The 11091-nt window shown below is 68.5% G+C and carries 13 protein-coding genes and 1 pseudogene; 6 read left to right on the forward strand and 8 right to left on the reverse strand.

The annotated features are described in order from the left end of the window. Positions 1–1163 (reverse strand): exonuclease domain-containing protein (locus NA4_RS35185; protein ID WP_281180098.1); only part of this gene is annotated, 1163 nt, incomplete at its 3' end. Positions 1164–1361: 198 nt separating this feature from the next. On the opposite strand from NA4_RS35185, the gene NA4_RS35190 reads away from it, so the two are divergent. The 5 genes from NA4_RS35190 to NA4_RS35210 all read left to right on the forward strand — a co-directional run bounded on the left by NA4_RS35190 (position 1362) and on the right by NA4_RS35210 (position 5196). Then, entirely contained in the window at positions 1362–2924 is a 1563-nt protein-coding gene (locus NA4_RS35190; RefSeq protein WP_245671734.1) for a bifunctional phosphatase PAP2/diacylglycerol kinase family protein, read from the forward strand. A gap of 173 nt (positions 2925–3097) precedes the next feature. Then, the gene (locus NA4_RS35195) at positions 3098–3244 is read left to right on the forward strand and encodes a DUF1059 domain-containing protein (RefSeq protein WP_067479913.1); all 147 of its coding nucleotides are present in this window, start codon (positions 3098–3100) and stop codon (positions 3242–3244) included. Positions 3245–3438: 194 nt separating this feature from the next. Beyond that, complete coding sequence (locus NA4_RS35200; RefSeq protein ID WP_067479916.1) at positions 3439–4326, forward strand: DUF2268 domain-containing putative Zn-dependent protease; 888 nt, start codon at positions 3439–3441, stop codon at positions 4324–4326. 103 nt (positions 4327–4429) lie between these two features. Then, positions 4430–4828: a VOC family protein gene (locus NA4_RS35205; protein WP_067479897.1), complete on the forward strand. Its 399-nt coding sequence runs from the start codon at positions 4430–4432 to the stop codon at positions 4826–4828. Continuing rightward, positions 4828–5196, forward strand: coding sequence for a VOC family protein (locus NA4_RS35210; protein ID WP_067479899.1), 369 nt, complete (start codon positions 4828–4830; stop codon positions 5194–5196). Before NA4_RS35205 ends, NA4_RS35210 begins: the two co-directional genes overlap by 1 nt. A gap of 138 nt (positions 5197–5334) precedes the next feature. Here the strand turns inward: NA4_RS35210 and NA4_RS35215 are convergent, their stop codons facing one another. From NA4_RS35215 to NA4_RS35240, 7 genes and pseudogenes are all read right to left on the reverse strand, one after another. Then, positions 5335–7056, reverse strand: coding sequence for an urease subunit alpha (locus NA4_RS35215; RefSeq protein WP_067479901.1), 1722 nt, complete (start codon positions 7054–7056; stop codon positions 5335–5337). Continuing rightward, positions 7049–7387, reverse strand: a complete 339-nt coding sequence (locus tag NA4_RS35220; RefSeq protein WP_067479906.1) for an urease subunit beta — start codon at positions 7385–7387, stop codon at positions 7049–7051. Before NA4_RS35220 ends, NA4_RS35215 begins: the two co-directional genes overlap by 8 nt. Positions 7388–7424: 37 nt before the next feature. Next, entirely contained in the window at positions 7425–7727 is a 303-nt protein-coding gene (locus tag NA4_RS35225; protein WP_067479907.1) for an urease subunit gamma, read from the reverse strand. A 79-nt stretch (positions 7728–7806) separates the two neighbouring features. Then, positions 7807–8196 (reverse strand): PaaI family thioesterase, encoded by a 390-nt coding sequence (locus NA4_RS35230; RefSeq protein WP_373862867.1) that lies wholly within the window; start codon positions 8194–8196, stop codon positions 7807–7809. Between the two features lie 99 nt (positions 8197–8295). After that, positions 8296–8544, reverse strand: coding sequence for a carbonic anhydrase family protein (locus NA4_RS43905; protein ID WP_169811184.1), 249 nt, complete (start codon positions 8542–8544; stop codon positions 8296–8298). A 113-nt stretch (positions 8545–8657) separates the two neighbouring features. Further along, positions 8658–9179: pseudogene (locus NA4_RS43910) on the reverse strand (carbonic anhydrase family protein); the annotation flags it as partial. 312 nt (positions 9180–9491) lie between these two features. Then, positions 9492–10199, reverse strand: coding sequence for a hypothetical protein (locus tag NA4_RS35240; RefSeq protein ID WP_067479909.1), 708 nt, complete (start codon positions 10197–10199; stop codon positions 9492–9494). Between the two features lie 126 nt (positions 10200–10325). On the opposite strand from NA4_RS35240, the gene NA4_RS35245 reads away from it, so the two are divergent. Next, on the forward strand, positions 10326–11091 hold a 766-nt coding region (locus NA4_RS35245), incomplete at its 3' end, for a FecCD family ABC transporter permease (protein ID WP_067479911.1).

Raw genomic sequence — 11091 nt, forward strand, 5'->3', positions numbered from 1 at the left:
TCCACCGCCTTCGGGTAGCGACGGTCGCTGCGCCCGCCCGCCAGCACGAGCACGTCGGTCACCCTCGCGGACATGTTCACCGCCGCCGAGCCGCCGAGCTCGACGACGCGCGCCCGCGCATCGACAGCCTGTTCGTGCGTTCCGCCCAGCACCAGCACTCGGCGTCCCGCGAGGGGCCCGGAAGGACGGGCGAGCACGCGTGCGGTCGGCGTGCGCGGCGAGGCGTCCCGCCGCGATCGCTCGACTGTGCGCCTGCCCGGCTCGACGTGCTCCAGCAGCCGCAGGAACCTGCTCTCGCCGACAATCGGCGTGCCGACCTCGATCGCCTTGCGCGCCTTGCCGGTCGACGAATCGGGCGCGTTCGTGACCAGCACACTCGTCTGCCCGCTGACCGCGCTCATCACCTCGAGTCCAGCGGCTTCGGCGCGCGAGACCAGAATGTCCCGGTCGGTCGCGGTATCACCGGTGAAGGCCACCTTCATGCCCTGTACCAGTGAGCCGCCGGTTTCGAGCCGCCCCGGATAGACATAGGGGCATGGCATTTTCGGGCCGGTACGCTCGGTCGGTCGACCCCACGCGCTCTGGTAGTTCTCTTTCGGTGGGCAGCGCAGCAGCGGCGGTGCGATGCCGAGCCGCGCCGCATCGGCCACCAGCGCGCGCAGCACACCGGCCAGCACACGGGTGTCATCCAGTGCGTCATGGGCCTTGGAGCGAGGCACGCCGTAGTAGGTCGCGAGTGTGTCGAGCTTGCAATCGGGGGTGGGCGGCGCGACGCGGCGCGCGAGGGCGAGCGTGCACAGCCGGCGGCCCACCGGAATATCGGCGCCGGACCTACCGAATTCGCGGGCTAGGAATCGGTAGTCGAACTGTGCGTTGTGGGCAACCATCACGCGTTCGGACAGCAGCGCCGAAAGCGATTCGCACACCTGCTCGAATCGAGGTGATCCACGCAGGACCTCAGCGGTCAGCCCGTGTATGTGCACCGGCCCCGGGTCGCATCCCGGATCGATCAATGTGTGAAACTCCCTGGCGACTCGGCCGTCGGCATCCAACGCCAGCGCCGCCACCGACAACACCCGATGTTCCGACGCCCGCAGCCCAGAAGTCTCCACATCGACTACGGTGTAGGCGCCGAAACCCGGCGCGAAAGGCGCTTGGCGCACACTTGAATTCCCCTGCACGGCCAAGTCATCGGCGAGTAAGCGGCAAATGTTGCATCGCCCCCCGAGCACAGCCGATTCGGCGAGCCTCGGCCGAGGGTCTTCGCCGGCAAGCGCCATGGAAGAGGGGCCGCCGGGTTCCCCACTACCCGCGCTGCTCGGATTGCGAAGACTCGAACGGTGATCGGTAATCTCGGGCGGGTGAGTAGCTGGGTGCGCCGGAAGTTCCACAGAGTCGGGCGATTCGATCGGGCGGTCGGCGGCGCGGTCGCCGAGTTTCCTGCCTCGGTGGTCGACCATGGTCTGTTGCGGCTGACCAACAGCGCTGATTTCAGTGGGCTGTGGCTGATCTTCGCGGCGGCACTGGCTACCCGTAAGGGCGCGACGCGGCGGGCGGCGCTGCGCGGCGTCGTCTCGGTCGCGGGTGCGAGTCTCACCGTCAACGCGGGGCTCAAGGCACTCATCGCGCGGCGTCGACCGGCGGCCGAGCTCGTGCCCGTGCACCGGCGGTTGTCGCCCGCCCCGACGTCCTCGTCCTTCCCGTCGGGACACGCCGCGTGCGCAGCGGCGTTCGCCACGGCCGTTGCGCTGGAAAGTCCGCGCACCGCACTGGTAGTCGCCCCGCTTGCCGCCGCTGTCGCCTACTCCCGGGTGCACACCGGCGTGCACTGGAGCTCCGATGTGCTCGTCGGGGCGGCTGTCGGTTCCGGTATCGCCCTGGCCACCCAGCGCTGGTGGCCGGTGCGCGAATCCGACGAGGCGCAGGCCCGCCCCGTCCGCGAGGTACCCACGCTCGTGGAAGGCAAAGGACTTGTGGTGATGGTGAATCCGGTGTCCGGCGATCCGAACTACGACCCCACTGCCGACGTCATCGCCGCTCTGCCCGCCGCCACCGTGCTGCGCACCGAACGCGATCTCGACTGTGCCGAACAACTCGAGCAGGCCATCGCCGAGCACACCGAGCCGGTGCTCGCGGTCGGCGTCGCCGGTGGTGACGGCACCGTGGCCGCGGTGGCCGCGGTCGCGCTGCACCACCAATTGCCGCTGGTCGTCATCCCCACCGGCACACTCAATCACTTCGCTCGCGACCTCGGCGTCTACGACCTGCGCGAGGTGATCGACGCCACCGGTGTCGGCGAGGCGGTCGCGGTCGACATCGCCAGCGTCGAATACGACGACGAGACCGGTTCGCGCACTCGCTATCTGATCAACACCGCGAGCCTGGGCACCTACCCGGACCTGGTGCAGCTCCGGGAGAAATGGCAGCAGCGCTGGGGCAAATGGCCCGCCTTCGCCGCCGCGCTCGTGGTCACCCTGCGCCAGGCCGAACCGATCGAGATCTATCTCGACGGCCGCTGGCAGCGGGTGTGGTTCCTGTTCGTCGGCAACGGCCCCTACCACCCGCACGGAGCCGTACCCGCTTTCCGCGACCGACTCGACGCCGGACTGCTCGACATACGCTGGCTGCGCGCCGATCTGCGTTGGTCGCGTACCCGGGCCGTGCTGGCGCTTCTGCTGGCCGCGATCGGTCACAGCAAGGTCTATGGCGAGCGCCAACTACCCGAACTGTATGTGCAGTTGCCCACCCCGGAGGCGCTGGCCACCGATGGCGAGGTGATCGGCAAAGCCACCCGCCTGCGCTTCGCCATCGCGGGCCAGCTCGCGGCCTACCGCCGCGACGAATCCAATCCCCTCTGGGCCGACCGGACCCGTCCCCACCATCGCCGCTCGCCCTGGCTCCGCGACGCGTTTCGCACCGGCTGATCTGCCGCTATCCCTGCGACCCGGTCCGCCGCTACCGCCTCGGATGGTGTTCGACAGGGCATCCGGTGTCTCGATGCCGCGCGCGGGCCGGTTCGGTGGCCGCGTTGTCGATACTTCGGCATCAGTGGATGATGATGTGCGGCATAGACGAACAGGCGACTCGAAGAGGCGACATGAAGACCAGGCTCAACTGCCCCTGCGGCGAACACATCACCGGCGTCGACGAGGACGACCTCGTCGCGAAGACGAAAGCCCACCTCGCCGAAAACCACCCCGGCCACGACTACTCGCGGGACGAAATCCTCTTCATCGCCTACTGAGGCTGAACACCCACGTTTCCCGACGGTGCGCGGGAGGTGCCGGTTCGCTGGACGACCTTGTGCGCCGAGATACGGTGGCGCACGAGGTGAATCACCGCCTTCGTCCGCGGCGAAATGGGTGGCGGTCCGCCCGGCTCGGTAGACCATTTATTCGGTTGACCTCGACCGTGCGTCAGTGTTTAGTGTCGGCGGTCATGACAATCACCGTTCTCGATACCTACTCGGCGATGCGAAACATCCTGCGAGCGTCGGCCGCGGATCGCATTGCCATGCTGCACGCGATGCTCGAGCCCGTCAGCGGCATGTACCGCTACTTTCCCGGGGATGTCGACCTGGTCGATATGCACCGGCGATCGGCGGGCTTCCCCCTCGACCGCGACGAGGACCGTTGCCTCGACGCACTCGAGACGCTGGCGGCGGCCGATGCCTGGGCGCGCATGCAGCGCGCTCTGGACGATGCGCTCGCCACGCAGTTGGCCGCGACGCCGGGACTGGAGGTCCCGGACATCACCGTGCTGTTCGTGCTCGGCGACCCCGGCGATGCCCACTTCATGGGTCCCAGCCTCGGCGTCACCGGAAACGGCGGAATGTCGGGCTACATCCTCATCACGCTGTGGCCCTTCCCCGAGAATGTGGAGCGGCTGGAGGCCACCGCCGTCCATGAGCTCAACCACAACCTGCGCTACAGCCCGGGCGGGGTGGTGTGGAACCCGATGACCGTCACGGTCGGCGAGCACGTGGTCTCCGAAGGCCTGGCCGACGCGTTCGCCCGCCAGCTCTACGGCGACGAACTCGGCCACACCCGCATCGGCGTCCCACACCTGCGCGACGAGGCGGTCTTCGCCAAGGTGGTGTCGGGACTCGGCGTGACCGGTATGCAGAACTTCACCGCTTGGGTGCACGGCGACGCCATCGCCGAACGCTTCGGCGCTGCTCCGGTGGGCTTGCCCACCGGAGCCGGTTACGCCGTCGGCAACAGGCTGGTCGACGCCTACCTGCTCGCGACCGGGCAGACGGCGGCACAGGCCCTGCACGCCGATAGCTCAGACATCATCGCTACCGCCCTGCACCGTGCGGGCTGATCACGTCCAGCGTGCAGCTAGTAGACCCGACATATCCCATACCGGCCTGCATCGGCTCGGAGTTCACCGATGAGTTCGTCGGCCTCGTGTCGTCTTACCGGATATGACTACACCCACCATCGGCAGCCTGTTGTTGTCCAGCACCAACCCGGCACGCCTGCGTGACTGGTACGCCACGGCGTTCGCGTTGAAGGTCGATCGCACACCCGGCAAGCCCGGCTACGACATACTCGACTTCGGCGGCTTCTACGTCCTGGTCGACAGTCGCGACGACGTCGGGGACACCACCCCCGAGCCGGGTCGGCTGATCCTGAACGTCGACGTGGACGATGCCAGGGCGGTAGTTGATCGGATAAATGGCCTCGAAGGCCGGTGGCTGGCCGAACTCGAAGACCGCGACGGCAGTCTGTTCGCGACCGCGATCGACCCCGATGGCAACTACGTGCAAATCATCCAGCTCAGCCCGCAGCATCGGGCCGAGATGACCGAGAGGACACAGTGATGCTTGCCGACAGCAATGCGTTCAGCGGGTTCTCGGTGGACGACATCGAGGCAGCCAAGACGTTCTACACCCAAACGCTGGGCATCCGAGTCTCCGAGGAGAACGGCATGCTCGAGCTCCATCTCGGCGGCGGGGGCACGGTCCTGGTGTACCCGAAACCGGACCACACCCCGGCGACATTCACGGTATTGAACTTTCCGGTACCCGACATCGAGGCGGCCGTCGACGAACTCGCCCGCCGCAAGGTGCGTTTCGAACGCTACGACTTCGCCGAGCAGGACGAGAAAGGCATCCACCGCGGCGGCGGTCCCCTGATCGCCTGGTTCACCGACCCCGCGGGCAATGTCTTGTCCGTCTTGCAGACGTAGCATATTTCGAACCGTCCGGCACGCCCCGGCACTGACCTCCCGCACCCGCCCGACCAGTGGCACGATTCGTGCGCGAGTGGCACACCAGCGAGCACCCTTTCCGCGTTTCACCGCAGCCATGTGCCACTCGTGAGCGGGTCAGAAGAGGAAGTAGCGCTGGGCCATGGGGAGTTCGGTGGCGGGCTGTTCGTGCCAGACCTCGCCGTCGATGCGGACGGTGAAGGTGTCCGGGTCGACTTCGATGTGCGGCATGGCGTCGTTGTGTGGCATGTCGGTTTTGGACACGCGGCGGACGTTGCGGACCGGCACGAGTTTGCGGTGGACGCGCAGGCGGTCGGCGAGTCCGTCCTCGATCGCCTGCTCGGAGACGAAGTGCAGGGAGGTGGCGGCGGCGGGCCCGGGGGCTGCGCCGAACATGGGGCGCGGCAGTACGGGCTGCGGTGTGGGAATGGAGGCGTTGGCGTCGCCCATCGCGGCCCAGGCGATCGCGCCGCCCTTGAGCACGGCGTGCGGGCGGACGCCGAAGAACGCGGGCTCCCACAACACCAGGTCGGCGAGCTTGCCGACCTCGACCGACCCGATCTCGTGCTCGAGGCCGTGCGCGATGGCCGGGCAGATGGTGTATTTCGCGACATAGCGCTGGACGCGGGCGTTGTCGGCCGCGCCGTCGCCGGGCAGCGGACCGCGGCGGCGTTTCATCACGTGCGCGGTCTGCCAAGTCCGCAGCACGACCTCGCCGATGCGGCCCATGGCTTGCGAGTCGCTGCCGATCATCGAGATGGCGCCCAAGTCGTGCAGCAGATCCTCCGCCGCGATGGTGGACGGACGGATGCGGCTTTCGGCGAACGCGAGATCCTCCGGGATCGACGGGCTCAGATGATGGCACACCATGAGCATGTCCAGATGCTCGTCGAGGGTGTTGACGGTGTGCGGGCGGGTCGGGTTGGTCGAACTGGGCAGCACGTTGAGATGCGAAGCGACAGTGATGATGTCGGGCGCGTGCCCGCCGCCCGCGCCCTCGGTGTGATAGGCGTGGATGGCGCGGCCCGCGATCGCCGCGAGAGTGTCCTCGACGAAACCGGCCTCGTTCAACGTGTCCGAGTGCAACGCCACCTGCACGCCCGCCGCATCGGCGACGGTGAGGCAGGCGTCGATCGCGGCGGGCGTCGAGCCCCAGTCCTCATGCAGCTTGAAACCGGAAGCGCCGCCGCGCAATTGCTCCCACATGGCCTCGGCGCTGACGGTATTGCCCTTGCCGAGCAGCACGATGTTGACCGGCCAGCCGTCGGTGGCCTCCAGCATCCGCGCCAGATGCCACGCGCCGGGCGTCACCGTGGTCGCCTTGCTGCCCTCGGCCGGTCCGGTACCGCCGCCGATCAGCGTGGTGATGCCGCCGCCGAGCGCCTCGTCCATCAGCTGCGGGCAGATGAAGTGCACGTGACAGTCGATGCCGCCCGCGGTGAGAATGCGGCCGTTGCCCGCGATGATCTCGGTGGAGGGACCGACGACCAGGTCCGGGTGCACCCCCGTCATAGTGTCGGGGTTGCCCGCCTTCCCGATAGCGCTGATCCGTCCGTCGCGAATGCCGACGTCCGCCTTGATGATTCCCCAGTGATCGATGATCACCACACCGGTGATCACCGTGTCAGGGGCGCCCTCGGCGCGGGTCGCGCGGGACTGGCCCATGGATTCGCGCAGTACCTTCCCGCCGCCGAACACGGCCTCGTCACCGGCCCGGCCCGGCCCGCCGCTGCGGTCCTCGGTGATCTCGATCAGCAGATCGGTGTCGGCGAGCCGGATCCGGTCTCCGGTGGTCGGTCCGAACAGTTCGGCGTACCGTGCCCGGCTCAGCTCACTCATCGCGGCACCATCCCTCGGTCTCGCGGTCCAAGCGTCCTGGCGGGGTCAGGCTGATGCCGTGAACCTCGCGGGTGCCGCCCAGTGGGATCAGCGAAACCCGCTGCGCGAGGCCGGGTTCGAAGCGCACCGCGGTCCCGGCCGGGATGTCGAGTCGCCGGCCGTGCGCGGCGTCGCGGTCGAAATCCAGGGCCGTGTTCGCCTGTGGGAAGTGCACATGGCTGCCGACCTGCACCGGCCGGTCGCCGGTGTTGACCACCTCGAGCTCGATCCGCTCCGCCCCGGAGTTCAGTTCGATGACGCCCTCGGCGCAGAAGTACTCACCGGGGATCATGCCGCGCCTCGGGACCGCTGGTGTCGCATGCGCCCTCCTAGCCGATCGGGTGGTGGACGGTGACGAGCTTGGTGCCGTCCGGGAAGGTCGCCTCGACTTGGACGTCGGGGATCATCTCGGGCACGCCCTCCATCACGTCAGCGCGGGTGAGCACCGTTCGCCCGGAGGACATCAGCTCGGCGACGGTGCGGCCGTCCCGCGCGCCCTCGAGCACGTGGTCGGTGATCAGCGCGACCGCCTCGGGATGGTTCAGCTTCAGCCCGCGTGCCCGCCTGCGCCGGGCCAACTCGGCGGCGTAGCTGAGCAGCAGGCGCTCCTGCTCATGCGGTGACAGTCGCATCCGGGCTCCTCACCGGGTCACAGTGGGCGGGTGACGGACATTCTGGCACGGCCGTTCCGCCGTCGCCGGACGAGCGCGCTCAGGAACGATGCGGCAGATTCTGCAACCGCACCTGCCCGCGGGCGACGGTGCGGCCCTGCTCGTCGGCGATGACGACCTGCCACAGTTGCTGGAGCCTGCCGCGATGCAGCGGGGTGGCCTCGCCGGTCAGCGTGCCTTCGCGCACCCCCCGCAGGAAATCGGTGTTGTTGTTGACGCCGACCACCGTGCCCTGATCGCCGAACCAGATCCCACCGGCGATGCTCGCGAGCGTTTCGATGACGGTGCAGTAGACGCCGCCGTTCTGGATGCCGGCAGGCTGGTAGAGGTGCGGTTTGACGACCCACTCGCCGCGCACGCGGTCGGGGGTCAGTTCGGTGTAACGCAGGCCGATCAGGTCGGCGAAGGTGCCTTCGCTGTATTCGTTCATCTGCTCGGGCGTGACGCCTGCCAGCGAGCCGACCTGCCGGGTTTCCTGCTGTGTCATGCAATCACTGTCGCATAGCCGGTAGCCCCGTTCGCGGCGGCCTCATCCGCCTGCCACAGTGACCGTCCGTCCGTTCAACGGCTGGGTCGGCCGGTTGCTGTGCGCGAACAGCGTCCGGTATCGGTCCGCGCCTGCCGCCGCCACCTGGACCGGATTGCCGAGCACCGTCCAGGACACGCCCTCGCTGCACGGTGGCGTGGTGAGCGAACCCTCATACCGGAACTGGTCGAGGACACCGGGCAGGAGTGCGCGCAGGTCGACCGGGCCCGTGACGGTGGTCTCGGCGTCCACGACATCCGGCGCGAGCGTGAGGACGGGTCGAAGGGCGAAGGGTCCGGCGTTGCTTGCATGAGCACACCGAGTACGGCCAGCTTGCCTGCCGCACTCTTGTGCACGAAGTGCACTTCCATCGTGGTGCCCGCGCCGTCCAGCGTGTGCTCGCTCGGCAGATGGAAATGGAACTGCGCGAGGTCGAACGGCACGCCGTCGATCACGATGCGATTTCCGTTGCCCGCGGGGAGGTTCGCCTGGACGGTGTGCCCGGTGTTCCGCAGGGTCAGGCCGGGCACCGAGTGGTAGTCGATGGTGATGTGTTCGGACGGCTCCAGTCGCGTGTGACTCGGCAGGTCGATCGGTGACTGCTGGTGGCCGCTCTTGCAGGCCAGGTAGTCCCGGTCGAGGTCGGCCCAGTGGTCGGGACCGTCCGCGTCGTAGTCCCAGTGTGGTCCGGCATGCGCGGGCGCACTGCCCTGGACGTCCGCGCGGCTGTGTTCCGGCTGCTCGCCACGCCCACAGGCGGGGAAGACAAGCACTGCCGCGACGGCCGACACGGCCGCGATCGAACGAAAACGGGATCGTCTGATGCCGGGCAAACTGGACACCCCTCGAACTACTCGGTGAGCCACCGCGAATGCCTGTGACCACATACCTGGCCTCGTCGACAGCTCGGACGCGGTGCGCGGCGCTGCGCATCGATGATCGCGACACGGACGCGGCGACGGACCGACGGTGGACGTCGAATACCCTGGTACTCGGCGTGTTTCACGTTCGTGTCGGCGTCAGCGTAGACCTGGGAGTGACGGGCACGCCAGAGTGGAGTTCCGCGACATAGTTCACACGGACACAGAGCGACGGGCCCCACCAATGGGTGGAGCCCGTCGCGGGCAAGGGATCGGGGGTCACCGCAGCCCTCGGGACTCTCACGCGATCCATACGCCGAGCACTATTGTAGGTCAGGCTTACCTAACTAGGCAAGTCCCCGAGCGACGCACCGGCAGTCCGCGCTCGGCCATCGCCGTCAGCAAGTCTTGTCCGCGCCGCGCGCCGACGGCGGAATCAGCCCGCGCCAGATCCGGTACGTAAGTCGAAGCGCCCGCGATGGATTCGACGACAAGTGACCAGAACCTGGGGCGGCTCAGCCCGGAGCAGCGCACCAGGTTCTCCTGGACGATTGTCAACGCGGACTCACAGCGGTGCGCGAGCCAGACGTACATCGCCTCCGCACAGGGCAGGGCGACCACGCCCGGTTCGTCCGCCAGCGGATCGCCGTCCAGCACACGAATGGTGGTGTCCGACAAACCCGCCCAGTCGATGCCGCCGTCGTTGTCGGTGTGGATCCAGAGGTTCTCCAGGCCGGGGTCCCACGCCCGCCCTTCCGCCACGAGCAGCGCGACCACCCGCCCCGCGATGGCGTGGATCAACGCTGTGGCAACCACTTCCGCGGCGATGCCGGCGCTGATCATCTCCGCTGCGTGACGCCGGTACATGAGTTCGACGCGGCCCTCGCGCACGCCATCCGACAGTCGCCACCAGCGCCGCTTGCCCTGCTCGGCCATCGCGGCCATGGCGTAGACCCGCGGATGCTCCGGTTGCAGCGCGCGGAGCCTGGCACACGCGCGTCCGAACGCCACCGTCGGTCGATGGGGCGTGGTGATGAGCTCGGTCACTGAACCTCCTCGGGGAACGGCTGGCGTCGCCACGGACATTCGGCCGTGCGCCGTCGGTAGCGAAAGATAGGTTAGGCTTACCAGACTTAGCAACCGTACCGCCGATTCAGGAGCAGTTTCGTCGCCGTGACCTCCCTTGCCACCGTGAGGCGGCGTCGTCTTGCCGGGCTCCTGGCCGCCACCGCACTGCTGCTGTTCGCCGTGGTGGCCGGTATCGCAGTCGGCGCACGCTCGCTCGCGCCGGGAACCGTGTACGACGCCGTCCACCATGCACTCAGCTGTCCAGGTGGACCTTTCACCTGCGCGGCCGGTTCGACCGAAGAACAGATCGTGCGCGGCCTGCGCCTTCCGCGCACCGCACTCGCGCTGGTCTGCGGGGCGGCGCTGGGCATCGCGGGCGCGCTCATCCAGGGCTACACCCGCAACCCGCTCGCCGACGCCGGGTTGCTCGGCCTGAACGCGGGCGCGGCCTTCCTCGCGGCGCTGAGCGTGTACCTGTTCTCGTTCAGCGGACCGGAGCAGTACATCTGGTTCGCGTTCGCCGGAGCGCTGCTCGCCGGGCTGGTGGTGTTCGGGGCATCGGCCGTCGGCGGCGGGAAGGCGAGCCCGCTGAGCCTGGTGCTCGCCGGCGCGGCCGTGACCGCGTTCCTGCAGGCCATGACGAACGCCGTCGTGCTGTTCGACGCCACCGCCCTGGACACCTACCGGTTCTGGGTGGTCGGCACGGTCGCGGGCCGCGACGCCGCGGTGTTCTGGCAGGTGCTGCCGTTTCTGGCGGCCGGCATGCTGCTCGCGGTAGTAGCGGCGCCGGGACTGAATCTGATCGGCCTCGGCGACGAGGTCGCGCGCGGGCTCGGCGTGCACGTCGGCCGCAGCCGCGCGCTGGGACTGG

The sequence above is a fragment of the Nocardia amamiensis NBRC 102102 genome, from assembly GCF_001612745.1.
Lineage (GTDB): Bacteria > Actinomycetota > Actinomycetes > Mycobacteriales > Mycobacteriaceae > Nocardia > Nocardia amamiensis.